The 233-nt window shown below is 79.4% G+C and carries 1 protein-coding gene; it reads left to right on the top strand.

Going from position 1 to position 233, the window contains the following annotated elements:
- Positions 1 to 32: 32 nt before the first annotated feature.
- Positions 33 to 233: winged helix-turn-helix transcriptional regulator (locus KVS71_RS19105; protein ID WP_368874985.1), on the top strand; the 201-nt coding region annotated here is incomplete at its 3' end.

The following is a 233-nucleotide window of genomic DNA, read 5'->3' as shown; positions in this document are numbered from 1 at the left end:
CGCTCGCGACGCCCTCCCCCGGGACCGGCGAGATCTTCCAGATCCTCCGCGACGGGCCCGCGCGCACCAAGGCGGAGCTCGCCGCCCTCACCGGCCTCGCCCGCCCCACCGTCGCGTCCCGGGTCGACGCGCTGCTCGCCGCCGATCTCCTCCGCCCCGCCGGTGAAGCGGTCTCGTCGGGCGGCCGCCCTCCGGCCCGCGTCGCCTTCAACCCGCGCGCCGGCCTCGTCCTC

Source organism: Microbacterium sp. GbtcB4 (assembly GCF_019091465.1).
In the GTDB taxonomy this organism is placed as follows: Bacteria; Actinomycetota; Actinomycetes; order Actinomycetales; family Microbacteriaceae; genus Microbacterium; species Microbacterium paraoxydans.
This window is presented reverse-complemented; position numbering and strand designations above follow the sequence as displayed.